This is a genomic window from Arthrobacter sp. Y3221157, from assembly GCF_059089865.1.
The window spans coordinates 1-23,654 of record NZ_JBNHFD010000015.1 but is presented as its reverse complement, the minus strand read 5'-3'; the positions used below and the strand labels follow the sequence as shown (position 1 = coordinate 23,654).

At 60.5% G+C, this 23,654-nt stretch carries 8 protein-coding genes; 3 read left to right on the top strand and 5 right to left on the bottom strand.

The window, feature by feature from the left end:
• Position 1 precedes the first annotated feature (1 nt).
• Positions 2-3,199 carry a helicase-related protein gene (locus AC5RTT_RS06660; RefSeq protein ID WP_494144531.1) on the top strand — a complete coding sequence of 1,066 codons (3,198 nt, stop codon included), beginning with the start codon at positions 2-4 and terminating at the stop codon, positions 3,197-3,199.
• The gene (gene drmB, locus AC5RTT_RS06655; RefSeq protein WP_494144530.1) at positions 3,192-5,282 is read left to right on the top strand and encodes a DrmB family protein; all 2,091 of its coding nucleotides are present in this window, start codon (positions 3,192-3,194) and stop codon (positions 5,280-5,282) included. The genes AC5RTT_RS06660 and drmB overlap by 8 nt, the downstream gene beginning before the upstream one ends.
• 52 nt (positions 5,283-5,334) lie before the next feature.
• Here drmB and AC5RTT_RS06650 read toward each other — a convergent pair whose 3' ends face one another.
• The 5 genes from AC5RTT_RS06650 to AC5RTT_RS06630 all read right to left on the bottom strand — a co-directional run bounded on the left by AC5RTT_RS06650 (position 5,335) and on the right by AC5RTT_RS06630 (position 22,514).
• Positions 5,335-6,264 carry a protein NO VEIN domain-containing protein gene (locus tag AC5RTT_RS06650; RefSeq protein WP_494144529.1) on the bottom strand — a complete coding sequence of 310 codons (930 nt, stop codon included), beginning with the start codon at positions 6,262-6,264 and terminating at the stop codon, positions 5,335-5,337.
• A gap of 96 nt (positions 6,265-6,360) precedes the next feature.
• Positions 6,361-8,619 (bottom strand): 3'-5' exonuclease, encoded by a 2,259-nt coding sequence (locus tag AC5RTT_RS06645; protein ID WP_494144528.1) that lies wholly within the window; start codon positions 8,617-8,619, stop codon positions 6,361-6,363.
• A gap of 1 nt (position 8,620) precedes the next feature.
• Positions 8,621-14,995 (bottom strand): DEAD/DEAH box helicase, encoded by a 6,375-nt coding sequence (locus AC5RTT_RS06640; protein ID WP_494144527.1) that lies wholly within the window; start codon positions 14,993-14,995, stop codon positions 8,621-8,623.
• A complete protein-coding gene (locus AC5RTT_RS06635) occupies positions 14,995-19,653 on the bottom strand; it encodes a DNA methyltransferase (protein WP_494144526.1) in 4,659 nt (1,552 codons plus the stop codon). Before AC5RTT_RS06635 ends, AC5RTT_RS06640 begins: the two co-directional genes overlap by 1 nt.
• Entirely contained in the window at positions 19,653-22,514 is a 2,862-nt protein-coding gene (locus tag AC5RTT_RS06630; protein WP_494144525.1) for a helicase-related protein, read from the bottom strand. Before AC5RTT_RS06630 ends, AC5RTT_RS06635 begins: the two co-directional genes overlap by 1 nt.
• Positions 22,515-22,711: 197 nt before the next feature.
• Between AC5RTT_RS06630 and AC5RTT_RS06625 the strand changes: the two genes are divergently transcribed.
• Positions 22,712-23,581 (top strand): hypothetical protein, encoded by an 870-nt coding sequence (locus AC5RTT_RS06625; protein ID WP_494144524.1) that lies wholly within the window; start codon positions 22,712-22,714, stop codon positions 23,579-23,581.
• Positions 23,582-23,654 lie beyond the last annotated feature (73 nt).

Here is a 23,654-nt window from a genome sequence, read left to right as displayed (position 1 = left end):
AGTGTCGAAACTCGATGCCAAGTACGCCTTCCGCCGTGAAATGGTGGACCGCCTTGAAACAGATCTTTATGGACCGGGCTCTACCGACGAGCTCATCACGGAACGTCCGCTGGAGCGCTATGTGACGGGCGTTCTTTGGCCCGCAGCTGACGACACCTACGTCGAAGCCCCTGACGAGCCAGAGTCGGTTGCTGCAGCTTCAGGAGAGGCCTCCGTGGACACCTCCGTCGCGAACGCGCGCCTGACGTATCCCAGCAGTGTAGGCCTTACAGTCTCCGTGGATACAAACCATTCCATGTCCCTGACTGTCACCCCAACCGCTGCGCGGTATACGCCAATAGCTACCGTTAGGGAGAGTGGCAGCAAACGGCATGATACTTATGACTGGCAAAGAGCTGCCGCTGACTTGCCCGAGATCGAGGTAGATCTTTCGGCAGCTGGGCCGCAGCGCCACCTGCTAGAGGGCGGTGCATTGGAACTGTACGCCTTGGTGCGTGCCCCGGAAGATGCTGTTGTCACTGTCACCGTTGTTCTCCGGAACACGCAGCCCAAGCCGGACCCGACCTCCGACAAGGATGTGGCGTGCTGGTTCCAGGCCAGCGTTTCGGTCCACACACCAGTCCCGGCGCTGGTAGACCGATCCAAGCTCCGCACCAGCGTCCCGTCCGACCCCGACTTGGCCTCCTCGGAGCTTCTCTACCGCAACCACATGGTCTTCGGGGCAGGCCATGGGTGCGCTATTGAAGTGCAGGAGGCCGACGTCGACGGGCGGCTTTGCCGACGAGTCTCGTCAACGTTTGTCCCCCGGCAGGACGTTTACAGATCCATGGCGGGAGGCAGTGCTGCCAATCTGTCGCTGCCTTTCATGGCAACAGCCTCTCGCAACGAAGTTGTTACCGAACTTAACCGCCTCGCACAGGACTACTCGTCCTGGATTGCGGCATCCACTGCATCCGCAACACAGGACGGGCCTGCGTACGTGCCGCCCCACCTACGTGAGGTCGCGGACGAACACATGAAGCAGGCGGGGCTCGCCCACAGTCGCATCAAGGCTGGGATCAAATTGCTTGCTGAGGATACCAAGGCCTTCGAGGCATTCCAGCTAGCGAACAAAGCAATGCACATGCAGCGATCCCGCCAGGACTGGGTACGAAACGGAGCCAAGGGCGATTTCAAACTAGGCGAACAGAGCTGGCGCCCGTTCCAGATCGCTTTTATCCTCATCAATTTGCCGTCGCTAACGGACGACCAACACGAGGAACGCGACATAGCCGATCTCCTTTGGTTTCCCACCGGTGGTGGAAAAACCGAAGCCTATCTCGCTCTTATCGCGTACCTTTTACTACTTCGACGGCTTCGGGACAGCAACGTTAGCGGCGTTGCTGTGATCATGCGCTACACGCTGCGACTTCTGACCATCCAACAATTCGAACGCGCCGCTATGCTCATCTGCTCGCTGGAATCCGTGCGACTGGACAACGACCGTCTTGGAGACGCACCATTCAGCATCGGTCTCTGGGTCGGCGGAGGCGCCACCCCGAACGACATTGCGACCGCGAGGACGAACCTCGGAAAGCTCAGGAACAACCAGGAAGTCATAGAAGGCAACCCCAAACAGATAGAAGCATGCCCTTGGTGTGGCACCCGACTCGCAGTCGACGACTACCGGATCATCAAGGTACCGACAGATCGCATGACTGTGACGTGCTCCAATCGTTCATGCGACTTCGCCGGCGGCCTTCCAGTTCATATAGTCGACACGGACGTCTATAGGGAACGCCCGGAGCTCGTGATCGGCACTGTCGACAAGTTCGCCGGCATGTCCTGGCGCGGCGAAATTGCAACGCTTTTTGGACGCCTCTCCCCTACTGATTTGGGCCCGGACCTGATCATCCAGGATGAGCTGCACCTTATTTCCGGCCCCCTCGGTTCTACTGTTGGCTTGTTTGAAACAGCTGTCGACTTGGCCGCCAGTGGCATCGGGCGTGAAGGGGGCTCAGAAGCCAGAAAGCCAAAAATCGTTGCCTCCACGGCTACGATTCGAAGGGCTGAAGACCAGATACGGTCCGTCTTTGACCGTCAGTCCAGCCTGTTCCCGCCTCCGGGACTTGATCCTGACGACTCCTTCTTTGCCCAGAAGGCCCCCTCTGACCAATTCGGGACACGCCAATACGTTGGAGTGCTCGCATCCGGCACCAGTCATGCGACGCTCATGGTCCGCACCTACGCCTCGTTGTTGCACTCGGCCAACCTTATTGAGGCGGCAACGGCCGAAGACCGCGACCCTTACTGGACGCTCATGGGGTACTTCAACAGCCTCCGCGTTCTAGGTTCCGCTTACCTTCAGGTATACGACGACGTCCGAGCCCGCCTTAATCTCCTGGCGAAACGCGACGGCAGGCTGGAGGGGCGTGGAATCCAATTGAGTGAGCTGACAAGCCGCGTGGAAAACCACAAGATTCCGGAAGCGCTCAAGTCTCTGGAAAAGAGCTTGATGAGCAGCCAGCGACCCGAAGACGTCGTACTGGCAACCAACATGATCTCAGTTGGACTTGACGTCGACCGCCTGGGTCTTATGGCAGTCATGGGACAGCCTCAATCAAGTGCTGAGTACATCCAGGCCACGAGCCGCGTCGGGCGACAGCACCCGGGCTTGGTAGTAACCATCTTCAATGCAGCGCGCACCCGGGACCGCTCGCACTACGAATCCTTCAACGATTTCCATGGGGCCCTTTATCGGGCCGTTGAAGCAACCAGTGCCACGCCTTTCGCTGCCCGGTCGCGAGACCGGGGACTCCACGCCACGCTGGTGTCAGCCCTGAGGATGCTTGTCCCCGAGCTGCGTGGCACTGCAGGGCATGTCCGAGACAAATCCCCCGCAGTAGACGAAGTGATGACCTGGATAGCCAGCCGAGTCGCATCCGTCGATCCTGAGGAATCATCCGCTACGCGCGAAGAGCTGGAGCGACTTCTTAACATATGGCGGAAAGCAGCCCTCGCTGACGCTGATCTGCCTTACGAGGGCAAGCGGAATTCGCCACGTTCGCTGCTCATCGATTCCAGCAAGGCCCTTGAAGATCCTGATTTCGTCTACAGCACAAGTACTATTCCGTGGCCCACACCCCGCAGTATGCGCGACGTTGACGCAGAGACCGCCCTCCGGCCGGCCCCAATAAGGAAGGATGCCACCCTTGGCTAAAAAGACCTATGCCGCCCGGCGCAGCCAGTTGATCTCCACCTTCGGAGTCGGCAGCCTGTTCCCTGCTGAAAACAACAGCTTCATGATCACCAGCATTGATCAGTGGGACCGGAAGCATTTGAAGCCGGTCATTGAACCGCGTCTGGCTAGAAGCCTGAGAGTGTCTGAGCTCCTCCTGCCCCCGGCGGGAGCTCGCGGAAAGATTCCGGTAGTTCGTTTCCCACAGATGCTTGTCTGTCCGAACTGCGACCGCCTTGGGAGGGTCCAGCAGTTACAGGCGTCCTACGAGGATCCCAAGTGTGGCCTATGTAAGTCGCTGGCACCACTGACTCCGTCGCGATTCGTCGTCGCGTGCGAGGACGGACATATCGACGACTTTCCCTATTCCTATTGGGTTCATGGGTTCACGCCGACAGAGGATGCCAACCACTTGCTCTCGCTGGCCTCGGAAGGCCGGACATCTTCCCTGGCCGACATGGTGGTCCGGTGCTCGTGCGGAAAATCCCGGACAATGGCCGATGCCTTCAATTCCATCGCCTTGAAGGAAATGAAATGCCAGGGGAACCGGCCGTGGCTGGGCTGGGGATACCGGGAGCGTGAATGCGGTAAGCCTCCAAAGACCGTGCAGCGTGGTGCGTCTAACGTCTGGTTTCCAGTCGTAAGATCTGCAATCTCGATTCCGCCCTACTCGGAGTTTCTCGCCAAGGTCGTGACGTCGAAGGCTGCCCAATTAAGCCAGCCCCAGGCACTTGAACCGGCGTCCGCATGGGTTTTGGAGGGCGTTGCTCAGGAGTTTGATGGGCGCTTCTCTGTGGACGAGCTGCGGGCGGAAATCAGACGCCAGTTTCACGGTAGTGAAGATACTGAGCTCTCGGAAGACCAGCTTCGCGAGCAAGAGTTCCTTGCGCTGATGAACGGTCGGAAGGATAGCCCGGACACGGACTTTGTCGCCGAGAAAGTTGCCGTGCCAGCCGACCACCAGCATTGGATCAAGGCTGCCCGAAAAATCACCCGGCTACGGGAAGTACGTGCACTCTACGGGTTTAGCCGCCTGCAACCGAGAGGCGAGGACAAGCCCGACGCCAAGCTGTCACCGCTCTCCCCTGACGACAACCGACAGAACTGGCTGCCCGCAATCGAGACACTAGGCGAGGGACTCTTCGTAGCCCTCGATAGGTCACAGGTTGAAGCGTGGGCAAGAACTGACTTCGCCGCAAGCCGGGAAAACACTTTGTGGATCAATGCCAAGCGTGCAGCGAAGCAGAGGGGACTGGAACCTGCACCTGTAAGCATAGTGGAGACCCTGGTCCACACGCTGTCCCACATCATTATCGACCAGCTTTCTCTCGACGCAGGTTACCCTGCATCTTCTATCCGCGAACGTCTCTATGTGGGGCAGGATCAGGTCGGTGTGCTCCTTTACACGGCCTCATCGGACTCCGCTGGCAGCCTGGGCGGCATCGCGGCACAGGCGAGCCCAAAGCGGCTTGGCCCTGCACTGGATGAAGGCTTGTTCCGTACATCGTGGTGCTCGGCCGACCCTGTCTGCATTGAGTCGAGAGGATCAGGAACTGACGCGCGAAACCTCGCAGCCTGCCATTGCTGCGTCCTCGTCCCCGAAACTAGCTGCGAACTGTTCAATTCGAATCTGGATCGAGGCTCTCTATTCGGCGTGCATGGGCAAATCGGGCTCGGTTTTCTCGAGTGGGCCAAGTTGAATCCTCTAGGCGAGCCTGGCGGCTCGGCTGAGAGGCCATCAGCAGTGCTCGAGCATATCGACGTCCCCGAGAGCATCCGGAAGAGCGCCTGGCTGACCGTCTTTGAGGAATCTGGTCCCGACTTGAAGGAACTGATTCCGGAACTTGTAGAAGTCGAGGTAGAGCTCGGCGACTGGGGTGCGGACATCGGCCCAGATAATCAGTGGCAAGTAGACCTATCGTGGGCGACGTCGCGAGTGGCAGTACTCGTGGATCGCGACGACGAACGGGACGACTGGCTTGCGGAGCAGGGGTGGACCACCTATCACACGAAGGACTTTGCGCCTTCTGATCTCGCGGACAAGCTGGCGGACAAGGTTTATTAGGCCTGATGGGTGGGGGTCGGGAGTCCGACCCCCACCCATCCTGCAAGGGGTTCTAATCCAGGAAGTACTCGTAGCTCAAGGGCACCAGATTTTCAGGTGATGGCTTCCAGTCCGGATATACATTCATCAGCCCGTCGTCGGCGACGATGGTGCCATCCATGTGGCGCTCCCATTGAATCTCCGCAACCACAACTAAGTCCGTTTGGCCGAACTCGTTGGCATTTGTTACCTCGTTGCGGGTGAGGATGACCTTCTGAACGTGACCTTGCGAGCCCTTGACTTCGACGCGGCGAACTTCGTCCCCCCGCACTGCTTCGAGGTCGTAGGACCGGTAGGCTCCGACATCCTCCACCGCGAACCCCAAAGCCTCATAGTGCCTAATCGCCTGCCGCACGGCCTGCATCTCGATGGCTTGCTTAAGGACGGGATCCGCGCAAAAGCCAGCGTACCGCTGACTCACACCGTTTTGCCCACTCACAGGAGGTGCAATTAGGGGCCGGTCAAAGCCACCCCAATCGCTGTCCGGCAGCAGGTCCGGCGCAGCGTGGATGACCTCCGCCGGGAGCTTGAACAGATATCCCTGGTTCGGTTTCAGCCCGCTCGTCGGATGCTCCTGAAACGGAAAATAGATGGTGAATTTGCCGCGCCCGGAGTAATCCCGTTCAAGTTCGCTCTTAATGCCGAGGATGTCGGACTGATGATCTGCACGGAGATCGGTCAGGAGATAGGGGTGAGGCAAAGGCGTGTAGTTCGTCAGGGGAATCGTGTTTGCGGGCTTTCCGTACCAGTCCCCTGCGCGGGGCTGAAGCTCCCCCGCTACGATCGAAGCACCATACATGCCGGATTTGAAGCGCATTGGGTTGTTCTTTCCAACCCAATGGAGAACAACATCTCCAACGCGCACGTCCCTCATCAAGTCATAACGCGGTGTATCGGGTGCGATGAGCTCGCTCCCCCAGGTGTCCACGTTGACCAGTTCCATCCAGTACCGCTGTTTAGCGTCTCCGTCCCACCATCGGGACTTCGTCGCTGTCGATCCTGCCGCCATTTCTCCCCCAATTGTCGTTATGTATGGAAACTACTTTGTACCAAGCAGCTCTGACGGTTTGCCGCTCCATGACACAACAAGCCCGTCGCGGGCCCTGGTAGCAGCCACATAGAGGAGCGAACGCTCACGCAGAAGCGCATCCGCTTGTTCGGCCGGAGCCAGGTTCTGCAACTGGTATGCAGCCGGCATCGACTGATCCGACATGCCGAACAGCACAACTCGGGTGAATTCCATGCCCTTTGATCGGTGCATTGTCATCACTGCCGGCACCCCGGAGGCAGCGGCGGATCCGGCAATCCGCGCCTCTAGTCCCCGTTCATTCAGTCCGCTGATTACCTTGCTAATCTGGAAGTTCGCTCGAACCAGAACGCCGACTGTTTCCAGCGGCACGCCTTCCTCCTGCCATGTCCGCAGCGTCTGGGCGAGGTTGTCCAACTCTTCCACATAGGACGTTGCCGCGTGTTCCTGTGGCTTCGGTCCCACACGGGAAGAGGTATATCCGTTGACGGATTCATCGATGCCCTCGATGTCCGTGACGGGAATGCCTTTCAGAAGTCCGACGGCGTACGCCAGGTTCTGCTGTGTGGTGCGGTAGTTGAGGGTCAGCCGCCGGGACCTGCCAACAATTCCGATGCCAAAACGGGACAGCGGCACCTTCTGTCCGTAGATGCGTTGGTGCGAGTCCTCGGCAATAAACAGGTCGTCAGGACCCTGCTGCACCAGTTCCCGAAGGAAGAGCCAGTGACCTGCATGCAAATCCTGGGCCTCGTCGATAAGAACGTGGTCTGCCATCCGGGTCAGGCCATTCTCGGCGCGCTGCCTCAGGATCAAAGCTGCGAGGTGTGCCATCTCAACAAAGGAGGCATGCATGTCGATCCGGTTGTAGTACCTGTAGCCCTCGATGACCTTCCATACGGCCAGCCTCTTGGCGCGGTTGAGTGCTGTGCCGCGCCCCGCGCGGGGGACCTTGAGATACTCGTCTTTACCCGTAATGAAGTTTGGCAGCACGACGGTCTCGTATTCCTGCTGAAGGAATGTGGGGTTGGCGAGCTCGGGCTCGAGTTCGTGCTCCACGTCGCTAAGCGCCGATTCCCATTGTTGGCGCGCTCGGTCCGCCTCCAGTATCTTGCCCGGAGCTGCAGCCTCAAGGCCAAACAGATCCTTCATTGACTGCCGCTGTTCGGCTTCGGGAGCGGCACGGAATACCTTGTTGACGAGCGAATCCACACCAGCAACATGAATACCCCGGTCACCAGGCTTGGATGTACGAGGAAGACCCGCTTCGAGCTTTGCCAGTCCGCTTTCAAGCGACTCAGCAAGGGTAGTGGTGTACGTCGTCAGCACTATGCGGGAAGAAGGCTCCGCAAGAGCAAGTGCCCTTGCCCGGTGCAGCAGCACAACAGTTTTGCCTGTGCCGGCGCCGCCCGAGAGCCTGAAGGATCCGCTGTAGCGCCGTTCAGCGTAGATACGCTGTTCGGGGTGGAGGAAGGTACGCCAGGAGTCGAAGTCGCCGCCTTCGATGACCTTCTTCAGCTCTTCTGAGTTGTCCCCGACAAAGGTGAACTGCATCTTCGTCGCCGGATGCTCCAGCGCCCGCTTGATCTTGTCCTCTTCGGACTCCTCCGGGTCGTCGACATAGCGGCTCAGGGCCAGCTTGTCCCGCACCTCTGAGACGGATGTCCCAGCGGCGAGCTCCAGCAACGCGGTGGCCTGCCACTCCGGGGCATCACCTAATACATCCAGAAGCTCCTCATCAGATGAAGCAGCGAAGGCTCTGCTCACGAGATCGGCAGCGAGACCAAGGTTTGCCACCAGCTCACCCTGATCCATCCCGCACGTTGCGAGCGGGTTCGTCCAGAGCTGTGGTGATTCGGTCTCTGTCTCTTCCTCAGGAGCCTCAGGCTCGACTACGTCGGCTGGCTCCTCGATGACAGTGTCCAACGGGGGCACGGGAGCCGGAGTTGATGCCCGCACCACCTCGAGGACACCGTTGACTGAGTTCACCTGGAGCACGCTGGACCGAGCGATGTCGATTGCCTGGTCGTGGGGCCATGCACCGTAGTAGAAGTAGTGCGGGATGTTCTCGAAAGCAACTTTGAACAGCACTGCACGGTAGTTCAAATCGATACGTCCAGTGCGGACGCGAGGGTCGGCAGGCGTATGCATCGGCTCGATGTGGAGGCCCGGTGCAGTGTCGTCTTTCTGCAACTTCTCAAAGAAGGAATAAACCTTGGCCTTCATTGCGCCGTCGATCTTGTCCTTCTGCTTGATCCAAGTCACGAGTGCCACGTCAAGCCCCCTTTGCCTTCAGCAGTTCACGTATTTCTTCAACGTCAATTCCCACAGTGGTCCATCCCGAGGCTTCCAGCCCTTCACATTCGTCACCGTCGAATACCACGGCAAGGTGATGGTCCGGCCAGGCGATTGAAACTGGCACGCCGTCCACCTCGTATCCGAGCTCCGGCAAAATATCCAGACCGGCAGTGGCGAGCTGCAACAGCAGTGTTTTTTCAAATTCAGTTGCCTGATCCAACAGTGGCTTCCACGCGGGTCCCACCTCATCCGCCATTACTTGGCGCGCGAGTTCTGCAGCAACCGAGCCGGCAGAGCTCACACGGGAAGCTATGGATCCGATGGTCAAACCTATGGGTTTGAATGCCAGGAGGTTCGAGAGCTGCAGCCAAAGGCGCCAGGAGGCTTCATGTGAAGAAGAAGCCAGTGCATCCTGCCGATCATCAAGGCAAAGGCCGACGGCGATCGTGGACAGGCTGTTAGGCGAGCCCGCGGCAGCAAAGCCGACGCTGCCGGATCTGCACGTCCAGGCGGTCACACTGCCGGTGGGCAGCGGTGGCTCTTCTCCACGGGCCAAAGCCACAGCATGCCCGTAAACAGCGTCCGCGTCCGAAGGCTGTGGCTTCTCCTGCATGAGCATCAGCGGCACCAGTTCCGAGAACTTGGTCCAGGCTTCAGGATCCGGCTTGTTGACCCACTGCCAGAGCATGCTCATGGCATCCCGCCCCAGCGCACCCATGATGGACGCGTCCACAGGGAACTTGGCCATCAGCTGTGCGTTCAGCTTGGCGTTTGCCCAGGACGGCAACGTATCCGGCGCCGACGGACCAGCTTCAAAGGCAGTCACGTCCTCCCATGTGACGGCCCATGGAACCACAGCCGAAGACAGCTCCGAGGTATGCCGAAGCTTGTCGCGCTTCTCTGCGTCGTCCGCGATCCGGTTGTGCTCCGGCGACGCGTGGAATGCGAAGCCGTCCGTGTAGATTGCCAGCACCGGGAAGTTCGGGTCCGGCGGCCCTTTCAGCAGGAAGTCCGGCCGTGTGCCAGCAACATCCACCTGCGGTAGAAGCTGCCACTGGAAGTTCTGACCGGGGATGCGGAAGGTAATAGTGTCGGCGAGCGCGCCGGGGGTGACCTTAGTGTGCGCGCCCACTGCTTTGAGGCGGTCCATCCAGGCTTTCCGGAACCGCTTTTCCAACAGCGATTCGATTGATGTATCGACGCTTGGCGCTTCTTCGGTTACGGTCCAGTCCGAGTACGACGGCGGGACCTCACCGTCAGCGGGTTTCTGCCCGGAGCGCAGCAGTAGACCAAGCAGTCGCTCGGCACTTGCCCTGGCAACCTTGTCCACCTGCCATGGCTCCGCATGCGGCAGGAGGCAGTGGTGGCAGGCAAGCCGTTCCTCGAACCGGCAACTGCAGTCCCGGACTATCTCCCAGGCTGCGTACAGCAGCTCCCACACCCGCTTCGCATCAGCGAACTCTGCCAGGTATCCCGTGCCTCCGGGGACCTTGTCGTGGAGCATGAGTGCGATCCGGCCACCGCCATGTGCGAGATCGTTGATCTTCAGCACCCCGAGGTGGTCAGGTGCTCCGCCCAGGACCTTCTGGAGACCCATGAGCAGCGCGGCCTGAAGACTCGGCACCGAGAAATCGTCGCCGTAGGTGACGTCCAGCGGCAGGTGCAACACCACGCCCTGGGTATTGAGCTCGCGCGCCAGGACTACTTCCTTGATGCTCTCCCGGGTTTCCTTCCGGAATTTGCACCAGAACCGGTGCTCGTTCGGCCGGTTCTCTTTAGCTGACTGGTCCAGCTGGCCGCAGTAGGAACACAGCCGGAACATCGGTGTGCGAACGTCGTCGCCGGCAATCGTCCGTACCCCACCGTTGGACGCGGTCCGCCCGGTGTTGATCCACCGGATGTCCACCCGGTTGAAGTACTCCGCGCCGAACTCATAGCCTTCCACGAACCAGCGCTTTTGCAGGTGCTGCTGATCAATATCAGCAGCGGCCGCGATCGTAAACCGTTCACGGACGCGGTTATCGCGGCGGTCGTTGATGGATGCTTCGTCCCGACGGACTTCGGCGGAGACCTTTTTCATGACCACGACGTCAAAGATCTGACCCATGTCGGCGATTGCCGCCGTCGTACACCTGACGCAACTGGTGACCGGTGCGCTGGTGCCCAGGTCTGTCTTGATCCAGCCGCACTGCGGGCACATCTGCCATTTCTGAATGTGGCTTTGCTGCGGCCCGAGGTCCACGGCATCGATCAGGATCTCCATGCCCTGGGCGTAGAACGTGGCACCGGGGGCGAACTCACTGAGCGCTATGGAGGCACCACGGTTGTACGTGACGGTATCGGTGACGAACTCCTGTGTGTCGGCGTCCTTCCAGGACAGCCCCACGTCGAGGCTGACGGAATCGTCCAACAGGGTGTAGTTGGGCAGGACGCCGTACGCTTCCAGTACGGAGATCCAGTAGTCGCCGCGGAGCTGCTTGAGCTGGTCGCCGATCATGCGGAGAGTCGCTTTGGCCGTGCGGAGGGCCTGAACTGCGTCAGAGGACTTGTCCTCCAACCGCTCCGCTTCTTTGGCTGCGGCCTCCAGCTCCGGCAGAGCCTTGTCGATTTCCTTGCGGCGGGCCTCAAGCTCGTCGATGTCGGCTTTCCACTCCCCTGCCGCCCGGATGAGGTGCCGGGCGAGACCGCTTGGCTCGCCGTCGTCGTGCTCTGATGCCCAGGCCATCAGCCGCTGACGGCTTCCCTCGGAGACCCATTCACCGAACTGGCCCAGGAACTCAGCCAGGTAATCTTTGGCATTCGTCGTGGCGTCCTGGATCAGCTCCCCGATGAACGAGCCCGGTGCAACGCTTCCGAGAGCCTGAACAGCATCGCGGGGGTGCGGGCGGCCGTCGGTCCGGGCGAACCGGTCTGCCACATGGGCCACATACTGGCGCCCCAGAATCTCTTCTGCGTCCAGATAGGTTGCAGGCGGGCGGACCTCACCGTTAATGACAGACAACGGGTCATGCAGCTTGGGCAGATGCTCGCCCCGGCCCCGAACGAACGCGAGGACCAGCGAGTTGCCAGTGAGGCGGCCTGCACGGCCGACGCGCTGCAGGTAGGAGGCGACCGAAGTAGGCAGCGAGGCAAGCATGACGCAGGAGAGGTCGCCGATGTCGATGCCCATCTCCAAAGTGGGCGTGGCCACCAGGACATTGGGAGCCTGTGGATTGTCGGATCCCGACTTGAACTGGGTCTCGTAGAGAATACGGGTCTTGTCGTCCAGGAGGGAGGTGTGCTCCCGGGCGACCACACGTTTACTTTCCCGCGAGGCGTATAGGTCGCGGTAGAAGTTCCGGGTGTCGGCCGCCTGGCGTTCCAGCCTGCCGCTGCACCGGACCAGGGTGCAGGGGGCGCCGTCGAGCTGGTCGATGACGGTCAGGCTCCCTGGAGTCACGGCCTTGCAGACCTTGCACGCAAGGACGTGGCGGCCGGACTCGAGGTCATCGACAGCGGGGAGGGAGAGCATGATCTTTGCCGGATCCAGCCAGTAGACGTCGGCTCCGGAGTTGGTGCTGGTCCTGCCGAGCACGCCGTCTTCTTCCAGCGCGGTGATCAGCGCTTTTGAAAGGTACCCGCTGTCCGACGGCGCAATGCCGAGGCAGCGCGCTGCCCACCGGGAGTACCACGAGGTCGATGGAGTGACGGTGTCCAGGTTGTCGGTTGCGGCGTCCGCGCGGCCGATCCGCGGGAACGCCGGTGCGGGTCGCCCGGACGGGAATGCAGGCATGCCTTCGCCTTTGGGACGGCCGCCCCAGATCTGCCACCGTTTGCCGTCAGTGGAGATGTAGCCCTTGAGCCACTCGTGGTGAATGCCGCCTTGGAGGCGTATCCGCTCCACGGTGCCGCGGATCCATTGCAGCAACTGCTGGTCGGTAGGTGCGGTGTCCCCGAGCATTGTCTGGTGCTGCACCGAGTCGTGCGCCCGGCGGGCGACGGCGAGCATGCGCGTGGCGTTACCAGCGTCCGTCTCGACGGCGAGAGAACCGGTGAGCTCCAGCGTCCGGCCAGTGCGGGACTGCAGGCCGAGCTCCAGGATGGCGTCGAACTGCAGGCGGCGCCTGACGAACCGGCGTCCGCGCGCCTGTTCGGCCGGTGTCGCTTTCGGATTCCAGAACTGCCGGAAACTCTGCCGGTCCACGTATTCGGGGGCCACCAGCTGATAACGCTCCGCAGGCGACTTTGCATTGGCAATGGCGGCGTCGACAACCTCTGAGAGCGTCGCCGTGTTCTCCCCCAGCGCGCGCCGCAGCGCGGTGCGGAGCGTCATGGTGTGGGAACGGGACTGGACATACCCGGCCCGATGGGCGGCGTCCTGCACGCTGTCAGTGAAGACCAACGCCTTCTTCTCTCCCTCATCCAGGCCTTCGGCGCCGAAGAGGTTGGAGATGCTCACGGAGAGCATCGTGGCAATGGCACTGCCCATGAAGGCTATGCCTTCCTTGGCCAGACAGGATGGGCAGACGTCCCGCTTCGACTGGTCGTCTGCATCCTGACCGGTCAGCATCAGAACCGGGATTACACGGCCCTCGGCCAGGTCTGCGCTGTCGGGAGCGGGAGGAGTCTTGGAAAGTCCCCGGTTGACTGTGTGCAGCCAGTGGAGTCCTTGGACCTGCTCCGCGCCGTCCTGACGGAACTCGATGATGTCGGCCTCGGCGGCGGCGGAAATGAGAGTTCTGAACCTCGGGTTGTTCGCCAGGCGCGCCTCTCGGATTTTGGAGTCGTCCAGCTCCAGGTCCATGCCGGTCGGTGCCAGGACGGCACCCCAGCCAGACCGGCCGCAATGCCGGCAATAGACGGCGGGCAGGAACATGTCGTTCGACTGATCAATTCCGTCATCCGACCAACGGAACCGAGGGACCGTATCCACTGCGGCGTCTACGCGGGACATTTCACGGATCCAGAGGTGGGTCTCGACAGTCAGGGCCCCACGGCCATGGCGCGCGCGGATGTGGCTGAGCAGCGCGATGACAATAGATAGGAATTCTTCGGCGTCAGAAGCGTTGACGCCATCCGGCAGGGAATGCGCCGGGAAAATTGTCTGTGAGAGTTTGGCGAGCTCGATACCGGCTGTTGCGTGGTCGAGTAGGGCTGCGGTGAGCGGATGCGTACGCATCGCATCTAGCAGGTCCTTAGGCCGCTGCTCGAAGAGCGAGTCGAGGACTGGTTCAACGACGGTTTCCGGACCAGCACCCGCTTCCCCCAGTGCCACTACGGCCGCATTCGTTTCGGAAATAGTTAGCGCGACGACGTGCAGATCCTTCGACTGTGCGGTGCCGGAGCCCAACGCAGTCCAGTCTTCAGGGCTCAGCCTGGACTCTGTGACCACGGCTTCCGGGAGGAACGGTTCGCCGAAAACTGTCTCAGCGAAACGGAGCATAGCCTCGGGATCGCCCTTGCTGCCAAGGGTTGCGGACGTTGCGACGGGGGTGACCCGGCCGAGCGGCCGGGCACGGTCCTCGTCGGTTAGCCCATGTGGATAGCTTGCGAGGTCTTCGGGCCAGTAGCTCTTCAACGAGAGCCCAAGCCGCCGCAGCAGCATGGCGACGTCAGTTCCTTGGGCGCCGTCGTAAGTATGGAATTCATCCAGGACCACGTACTGCAGGCTCGTCGCGGACTTCTGCCAGAGGGGTGCGTCCTCCTGGCGCAGCAGGAGCATGTCCAGCATTTTGTAGTTCGTGAGCAGGATGTCCGGCGGGTCCTCGCGGAAGACTTGCCGATCGTTGATGAGACCGTCCCTGGAGACTTTGGTGCGGCTGGTGTCTTGCTGACCGGTATAGATGCCAGCGCTGATCCCGGAGAGTTCGGAGTAGGTGGTCAGCATTTCGGCCAGGCGCTTGGCCTGGTCGTTCGCGAGGGCGTTCATGGGGTAGAGAATGAGCGCCTTCATGCCTGTGACGCCATCACGTTTTGCCCTCAGGACGTGATCCAGGATGGGGTACAGGAACGCCTCAGTCTTACCGGAGCCCGTCCCTGTGGTTACGAGCGTGGGCTCTGGGCGGCGGGGGGCGCCGGCTCCATTGTTGGCGGTGGCCTTGCTGCTTAGCCGTTGAAACGCCTGCGTCTGGTGACCGTAGGGCTCGAACCCCTCGTACCAGTCCAAGCAGTCCCGCCAACCTGGCTCAGCCGTTTCGAATGGCAAACGCAGCCGGACGTAAGAACCTTTGAACAGACCCTTCTCTGGGTCGGCGAGGAACTCTTTAATGGCCGACTGCGCGTTGCCATCCGTAAGGGCGAACGTTGTGGCGAGGTAATCCGACAGGCCTCGGCGGAGGTCACCGGCTTGGCTGGTGGGCAGTAGTTCCGACATCAGGATTTCTCCCCCAGCATGCTTGAGAAGTGCGCGTACGCCTTGCGCATGTCCTCCTCACGATCGAAGCTCTGGAACGGGTACTCGAAGACGTATTCCACGCCGCTCTGAGGGTGCGTCCACCTCCGTTCTTCGTGCGGCAGGCTCTCGCCGAACTTTCCATACAGACGATTCATCTCCCCAGGGACCTTGCGTCCTTTGGAGTCGTAGAGGTCATTTTGTTCGTAGCCTTGGAGCACGGGAAATTGAGTGCGGTAAATCGTGCAGAGCTCGTCGATTGTCACACCAAAAAGGAGCCCCACAATTACGTCTATTTCAATTTCAAGGTTCCGGCGTGCAGCCGCATTTTTCACCGGGCTTCCGACGTAAAGCCCATCCTTTTGTGCAGCTGCAGAGAGGTCATTGAAGGCGTCTGACAAGAAGAGAAGTTCGGCCATTTTGCCGATCAGAAGACGCTGAAATTCATCTCCCCGCCACAGAATCGTCGGGAGAGAATCAATAGCAGGCTGCCTTAAATCGCCAACCCCGGAGACCTTAACGAAAAAGTCTGATAGAAGAGAAGTCATCGTCGCGAGACACAAGAGCAAGGGCCCCGCCTCATTTCGGGGGCTCAAAACGGCAGAAAGAACGGCATCTACATGGGCCGCTCCTGGAGGAATAATCGTTGGGTGAAGCGTACGCCTACTCGAGGTTGCCGCCATTCGGCGCCAGGCTATGCGGTACGAGTCGAGGACAAAATCCGCCCCCTCAGCGTCTCGCCAAATTCCGTAGTCCTTAATGTATCGTTCTCTTTCCCCGCTTGGCTGATAACTCGTGCGCGGAATAAACTCCGGCGGGATGGCCTCAATGTCGATTTCGTCCCAGTCGTTGTTACTCTTCACGACTTCGCGGGGCTGTTTCGAATAGGGATTGCCGACAGTGAAGTGCGGCCCCTGGAGGATAACGTCTCCCCATGAATTCGGAATGTCGGACCCGACTTCGAAATGTCCTTTTTTGCGATCAGCGGTTTCATGCCATCCTGAAGAATACTGCAAGCCCAGCTCCCTGACGCGTGGAGCCTTGCTGAGTTTCGCTAGGACCCTTGAGCTCTCCGCGTTGACTGGGTAGACCATTCGCGCATGGATGGCGCGGGTTCCGGGCTCATCCAGAATGTCTGCCCACACCGCCAGCGTCGATTCATCAACTTTCACAATGCGCTCGGAATGTGGACGGGTATCCCAGTCTCCGTCGGGACTTTTTAGCGCCGGCGCCTCCCCCGAACCATCATGGAGCAATGATCTCTCAGCAGTATCAGGCTGATACAGAGAGGCGGCCATGATGAACCGCGGGGCATGCCTGTGGCCCGCGTAGACGTGGACCCCGAACTCAAGTTGGTCGGTGAGGTCCGCGAACAGCTTCTTCTTGTTTCGGAAATGCCAGTGCCGTCGAACGCGCCGGTATGTCTCGGCACGGAGATGCTCTGCTTTCTTTTCAGTGAAATGCGATTCTGGGTGTATCAAACCTATCGCCCCGCGCGCCGAAGCCGACCGCCATGTTCGAATCATAAATGCGCGGTAGAGGTCCGGTTGGAGCCCGTTCAGAAGTGGGTACTGGGCCAACGAACCGATGAACTCGGCGACCACCGGCGTGGGGACAGCCGCCCCTATGAAGAGCTCGTTCATGCCTGGCAGCGCCAGCGTAACGCCCCGTTTGGCCTTTATTTGACCCTGAGTGGGCTTGTCGGCCAGTTGCCACCATGGATCGCCTTCAGCCAAAAGGGCCGCCTCGTCAGAGCGCGGACGGACCCACGGCGGGTTCCCGACTTGTAGGTCAAAACCGCCACGGCCGAATACAGAGCCGAAGTCGAGTTCCCAGTGGAAGAAGCCTTGCTCCACAGCAACTCGCTCACAAACATCGAGCCAAGGATGCTCTGTCTTGACCGTGGCGATCGGCTTAACCTGAGAAGTACTCAGGTCGAAGGACTCAATGGCTTCCAGCTCGCCCCAGGAGGCCATTGACAAAACCGACGTTTGCCCCTCGATGCGGCCGTATCTCCTTGACGTCTTTCCCGCCGAAGCTGCGATTCCGAGAATGCCTTCAAGCCCGGAAATCCAGTCCTCGAGGGATGGCGGCTGGGATCCACCTGTCGCGCGTTCGGTCAACGGCCAGAACCATAGGGCGTTCCATGCATCCATGACCGTGCGCAGTCGCTGATAGGAGCCATCTTCATCGTTGAGGGACTGCTCAATTTCCTCCCGGGTGACGATACGGCCATCCACAGCCTTAGCCACTGAATCCGCCTCATGGACCACCGGCTTAATCTTGCCGAAGTAGTCGATCTCACGGCGCGCCTCGGCCTCAGCGACCTGCATGCGACGCAGCGTCAACTTCCACAGCGATTCCACGCGGCTGCTCAAGGCCATCAGGCGATCGACCTGAGTCTTGCTCGGCTTTGCCTTAACTTTGGTGCGCCAGACCTTCAGCTCTTTCTGTGCTTCACCCGCTAAGTCTTTGACTTCCTTGGCCTCGGCCGCGGCTCCCCAGCCTTCAGCCGGCAACAGGAAGTGGTGGATACGGCTGGCAACATTCGGGTCGTCGGTGTCGTCCGCCATGGCCGCAACGAGACCTGTAAGCGGCGCCTCGGCCGGTGCGGACTTCAGCCAGGTCTTGTCGTTTACTGACTGACGTGAATACGCGGCTCTTCGCGAACCGATGAGCGAGTTTCCTCGGCGCAGTCGCAGCCCGAACCACGGCGCCTGAAGGTCCTGGACCATCGTGTCCAGCCAGAGCGAAACTTCGGCAAGCTCCACCGCCGTTGAGTTGAGGTCGACGCCATGAACCTGATGCAGGGCTATCTGTGCTTTGACCTTCTGCAGTTCCTGGGGGTATTCATCCGCCGGGATCTGATGATCGAGTTCCTTCTGCTTCCGCTTCAGATATTCATCAGCGAGCTGACGCACCGCTTCAATGGCGAACGCGCCCGATCCCAACGCTGGTTCGCACACGGTCAGCTGGAGGATGTCGTCGGCAGGGGTGATGGTCCCATCCTGGTCCAACAGCTCTTCGAGGGCCTGCGATACAACGAACTTGGTCAGTACCTCCGGGGTGTAATAGGAGGCAGACTGTTGACGTTCACGGCCAGCAAGTCGGAACACGAAGGAACCGGTCTCGTGGAGCACGAGTTTTTTCTCGCCTGTTCGCTCGTCCTCGTACTTTACGAAGTGCTTCGCTTCAATGGACTCGGAGCGGTCCACTGGGACCACCCAGGAACCCTTCTCCGGGTTGCCGTCCTTCGCCACCTCGTAGAGGGGCTCCGCGGCGATGAAGCCCGTATAGGACATCAGGCCTTCATAGACGGCGCCGAGCTGGTTGATGCCTAGTTCTGCGTAGGAGATGAATCCGCGGTCTTTCCCTCGGGCTTCCTTGCTCAGCAGCAGGTGCTGCAGGACGCGCTGGAGCTCGGAGTTACTCAACTTCGCATCGTTGATGAGGGAAGTGGCTGATTCTTGGAATAGGTCGGCCTTCAGCGGCTGGAAGACGAGACCTTCGTTGTCTCCGGTAGGGTCCTCAGCGGCCGATGATCCGCGCCGGGGCTTATGGCCGCCGTCCACAAGCCGGAACAAGCGCTCCAGCGATTCGTAGATGTGGGTGCCACGCTGAGATTCCTGTGACTGGATGTCGATGAGCGTCAGTTCCCGGAGTCGGTCCAGGCCGTAGCCCTCGTTGTATTCGCCAGCCCCGATGGGCAGGACACCCATCTCCGGTGAAGCCTCTGCGTACAGCAGGAAAAGTATGCGGTAGAGGAACCGTAGGGACTGGCGGGCGAGGTCCTGACCATCGACGTCGTCCACCGGGAGCCCGCGAGCGGCTCGCCTCTTGAGGACATCATTGGCGATGATTTCGATGGAACGGCGGATGCCCTCCCTCAAGTCCTGAGAAACACCGATGGTGTGTTTGACGGAAGCCGCCAGGACGTCATCCCACCAGATGGACCCGTCAGGAGTTGGCATCAGCGAGTCCCAGCCAAAGATTGCCAGGAAACGATCGGTTTCAGAATGTTTCTTGGTGTCGTTACGGTCGGCAACCAGCAGAGCGTCGGCGGCGAGATAGCGCCCCTCGGCCCAGCGCTCCTGCTCCGTCAGCACCAGCCATCGTCCGGCCATGAGAACGACGTACTTGGGCGAGCGCTCAGCAAGGTAAATCTCGGACACGACCTTGGCCAGCGTCAAGGACGGCATCTCCTTGCCGTCGACGAGCACGCGTCCGAGCGGCTTTACCGATGACAAAACATCTTCAGCAGCGTCGGCTGCGCTCGCCTCAAGAAACACGACGTCGGCATTGTCCGTCTTCCACACGCCGGGCACCAATGTCTCGGTGCCGCTGCGCTCAAAGGTGACTGCCGCCGTCGTACCTTTGAACCCGAGCGCGGTGCGCAGGAGTGCGTATGCCTCGCGAGCGCCCGCAGGGTCCTCGGTCAGTCCGGCGAGGAGGATCTGCAGCCGGCCGCGGACTTCGGAGAAGCGGGACAGCGTGGTGGGGTGGCCTTCCTTGGCTTGCTCGTCCCAGGACTTCCGGAGTTTGATGACTTCAGCTTGGAAGGACTCTTTGGTGGAATCGGTGGTGAAGAAATGTTCGCTGATCCAGTCTTCACCGACAACGATCGAATCAAAGGACGGCATTACTGGTCAGCACCTTCCGGGACGGCTGTAGGGGTATTGCGGGGAACGACGATCAGAAGCGGGCGGACCAGGCGCTGAGCCGGAGCGAGCGACTCCGCGATGAGCTGTTCCTCAGTGACGCGCTCTCGCTGTTTCCTGACCTCGGCACGCTGTGTGAGTTCGAAGGACAGCTGGGTCCAGCCGGTGGCGCGGTCCGTCCACGACTGCAGCCGCTGCTCGGCAGCCTTTGCCGCGGACTCGAACGTCATCTGCATTGTCTGCCTGGCGTTCTCCACCGCCCTCGGGAGAAGCGCCTGCAACCCGTCCAGGCTGACGGGGCCGGGATTTGTTGCCTTGTTATGAACGCCGATAGCTGCCAGGTGGTCGCCCAGGTCCTCCAAGGGCTGATCCATGCAGAAGTTGGGATTGCTGGGATCTGGGAACTCGACGGCGATGAAGGCCTTGGACACCACCTGTCCGCGGCGGTTCATGAGGGTGCCCATGAGCAGAACCTGTGGGGCGTCGACGTCGCCGCGGACGGCGAGCACTTCGCTCCGGGACATCGAACCCAAGGCGCGGTCGCTGGCCCAGTCGAGGACGGGGTGGAGCGGGCCCAGGTAATGGGCTTCGGGCCAGCTCATGTCGTCAGATTCGCGGGCCCGGTCCAGTTGGCGGGTGCCGGCTTCCACGGTGGTGGCGAGCTTGAGCGTCTCCGTGACCCTCCGCTCGGACAAGTAGTCCTGGGGAAGGTAGCCCAGGCGATGCTGGAGGTCAGCTGGCGGGTTCAGCTCGGCGAGCCCGTGGCTGGCGTGAATGGTCCAGCCAAGCTTCTTCTGCGGTTCAGCGAAGGCCTCGTTCAGCGCTTCGTCGAGGAAGTCCAGGTCCGTGGCATACAGACCTGATGGCTTTTCGACCGGTACATCCTCTGGGGGGCCGTCCTGGTTCAGGGCCTCGAAGTCGAGGAAGTCCCATACGTCGCCAGACTCGGGGTCCGGGTCTGGCTCGCCGACGGTGTCTTCGAAGTCCTTCTTGCCGAGGAGGACTTCGAGGATGGCGTCCTCCTCCTGCTTGACGCTGTACTTTCCCATGAGGGAGGCAACGTCATTCAGCACGGTGTGGGCTTCGTGCTCCCGCTCCATCAGCCGGGTGAGCACCTTGATGTCGCCTGAGAAGCGGGTGTTGCTGGGGTTCAGCAGAAGGGTGGTGATCTGAGGCGTGTGGCGCTGGCCGAAGCGGTCGATGCGGCCGTTGCGCTGCTCAATCCTGATCAGGCTCCACGGGATGTCGAAGTGGATGAGGTGGTGGCATTCGGCGTGCAGGTTAACGCCTTCGGAGGCCACGTCGCCCGTTACCAAGACGCGGAGCGGACTGTTGCCGCGCTTGAACTGATCGACGATGCTCTGCTGTTCGACGTCGCTCAGGCCGCCATGGAGTAGACCAACGTTTTCCGGTTTGAGGCCGAGGGCTTTGGGCAGGGTCTCCTGCAGCCACTTGAGCGTGGCGACGCGCTCGGCGAAGACGACGGCCCGCATTGGAGATCCCTTGCCGACGCCGATCTTCTTCAGGTAGCTGACTAGTTCGTTGTACTTGGCTGAATCCCCCGTGTTGGCCTTTTCGGCAAGCTGACGAAGGCGACCCAACGCCTCTGTTTCTTTCGCTTCAGTGGCGGCATCGGCGTCGAGCTTCTTCAGGCGCTCGGTCACTGTTTCCAGCAACGCGGCTGGGCTTGAGAGGAAAGCCTTGGCGAGCGTCCAGGAGAACAGGGACCCGTTCTGTCCTGAGTAGGGGGACGGACGACCCTTGGGGTATAGCCAGGTGCCGGAGAGCTCCTCGGCGATCGCATTCTCCGCTGCCGACGCGGCGACAAGCCGGTTGTCCGGTTCCTCCCTCTCGGCCCAGTCTGCGCCGACCTCTTGGGCAACCTCGGGACTGTGGCGGTGCCGCCGGATGATGAGGTTCTCCACCTGCTTGGGATCAAAGGTCCCGTCAGGGCGGACAACGGTGGGGTCGAGGAGCCGGAGGAGCTCGGCGAAGGACTCGTTGCGGCCGTTATGCGGGGTGGCCGAGGCGAGGATCAGGGCCTCGGTATTGGGGGCGAGGATGCGGGCGAGCTCGTTGTTGAGCGTGCCGGTGTTGGTGAGGTTGTGCGATTCATCAATGACGACGGCGTCCCAGTTCAGCTTGCCGAGGTGGGCGCGGTAGCGCGCGCTCTTCAGGGTATCGATGGAGATGATGGCGCGCTTGTAGTAGGTGAAGGGGTTGCGCGTCGCTGGCAGTTTTTGGCGGACTTTCTGGATGCCGGCTGAGTCGAGACGGACAAACGGGAGAGCGAAGCGGCACCAGAGTTCGTGCTGCATTTGCTCTAGGACGTGGCGGGGTGTGACTACGAGGATTCGTTCTCCGCGGCCGCGCTTGACGAGTTCGCTGAGGATCATGCCGATCTCGAGCGTCTTGCCGAGGCCGACGGCGTCCGCGATGAGGATACGGGGCCTGATGTTCTTGGTGTCCAGGGCTTTGGCGACGGCGATCTGCTGGTACTTCAGGTTTCTCGCGAGCATGCGCGTTGAGACCGTGAGGTGCTCCGCAGACTGGGGTGTGGGGGTTTTGCGGAGAGTGGTTTCTAGGAAGAGCCGCGCCTTGCGGTAGTTCGGGGTGTCGTCCGCGACAACCTTGGATTTGGCCGGGTCCACAACCTCGATGCGGTCCAGCGCGGAGTAGAAAGCCGCTGTTGTGTCTCTTACTAGCTCGCTGAGGCCTTGGACCCTGATGAGTGTTCCGTCAACCGACTTTTCCAGGCTGGTGACCAGCCACTCCTCGTCTCGGACGTGGACCACCGAACCGGGTGCGACGTTGAGTTCCCGGTTTTCGGCTGTAACTGTCAAGACCTGCTCCTGTGCTTGCTGCTTCCCCAATACACCAGCTGGAGGAATAACTTCCGTATGACTAGCTGGTGGTCATCCAAACATACTAGGATCCAGCCCCTGGCTCGGTTGTCCCGGCCGAAGCAATCAGACTGTTACTGCCGTGTCTCTAGCGGGTGAGACACTTTTCGGAGTTCGTTCAACGAAAGCAGGTTGGGGTGGCTCACGACAACCAGGATGTTGCGCCTGAAACGGATTCAGTTCATAAGGAGGCCATGAAATGGCAGTTTCAATTTGTCACCGCGCCACATCCTGAGGGTGGCTGCGAGCTCTTTTTGGTCCGCTATATCGTCGGCGGCTCCGATGAGTGCCAGTACCGGGCAGATGGGGACTGGTTGGATGTTACTCAATGTCGCGACGAAGATGGCTGGTTTTTCCTCGTCCCTCCCGATGACGAATGGTCCTACTTTGATTATTCACAGATGGACGAGTCGGGCGTCGGTGTGGAAATTGGCTACCTAGTAGATCAGGCCGTGGAGTGGTACGACAACCCCGCTGACAGATCAGGGGTTGTCTACGAAATCTTTGGTGCTCAGGAACAGCAGTTGTTTGTGCAGCGGAAGCCCGGAAGTCTTGAATTCGAAGTTCAGCTGGCCACTCAAGGTGTTCTCTGGAGGCGCACCTCGAAAGGTCAGTGGATTCTCGAAGACAAACTCTCGCTGCGCGAGCGTTTCCAGCGCTCTGTCCTGGTCGAACAGGCAGAGAACTTACTGCGAGAAGCCCCTGCTTTCCGATCTTCCCTGCCGGCTGGAGAATCTGCCATAGATTTGCAAACGGCCGCTGCCCTCGCTTTGGGCGCTCCTATTCAAGTTGTCCCTACCTTCGATGAGCTGCTGTTTCGCATAGCTGAGCAAAGCGAGCTCACTTGGGACTCAGTTTGTCCACTACTGGCACACTCGGCAAAGGTGTGGCTCGTCGGTGATGAAGCAACAGATGAGACTCACGGACTAGTGGTGCAATCCGCCTCCCGTACTTGGCTGCGGCACAGGGCATCCTGGATTCCTGGGGGTGTCAAGTTTTCTGTGTAAGGGACCGGTCGGTTGTCCGGTCTGCCGGGTGGTCAGATCGGGAGTCGGTTGGGGAATTGAACGGCGAAGGCGT

Bases quoted from the DNA above. Each gene is read 5' to 3' on its own strand.
- AC5RTT_RS06650 (WP_494144529.1), bottom strand. From the start codon at position 6,264: ATGGAACTGGTCAACGTGGACACCTGGGGGAGCGAGCTCATCGCACCC.
- AC5RTT_RS06640 (WP_494144527.1), bottom strand. From the start codon at position 14,995: ATGTCGGAACTACTGCCCACCAGCCAAGCCGGTGACCTCCGCCGAGGC.
- AC5RTT_RS06635 (WP_494144526.1), bottom strand. From the start codon at position 19,653: ATGCCGTCCTTTGATTCGATCGTTGTCGGTGAAGACTGGATCAGCGAA.